1 protein-coding gene is annotated in these 229 nt (G+C 63.3%); it reads right to left on the bottom strand.

The window, feature by feature from the left end; genetic code table 11:
* Positions 1-158 (bottom strand): phosphoribosyl-ATP diphosphatase (hisE, locus tag RMT89_RS46495; protein WP_399499157.1); only part of this gene is annotated, 158 nt, incomplete at its 3' end.
* Positions 159-229 lie beyond the last annotated feature (71 nt).

Genomic DNA, 229 nt, shown 5'->3' with positions numbered 1-229 from the left:
CCTTTGACCGCCTCAATAATCGCTTCAATCGATTCTTCACCGAATTTTTCGGCGCATTTCTCGGGGCCTTTGGCCAGAAGCTGCGCCGTCCAGCTTTCGCCCGGATCGGCGCCCTTGCGCGCCGCGATGGTGGCGGCAAGGCGGGACAGCGCGCTCATAGCCGCACCGGGATGCCGGCGGCGGCCATGTGCGCCTTGACTTCGGCGATAGTGAAGGTGCCGAAGTGGAA

The organism is Streptomyces sp. P17 (genome assembly GCF_032436805.1).
In the GTDB taxonomy this organism is placed as follows: Bacteria; Actinomycetota; Actinomycetes; order Streptomycetales; family Streptomycetaceae; genus Streptomyces.
This window is presented reverse-complemented; position numbering and strand designations above follow the sequence as displayed.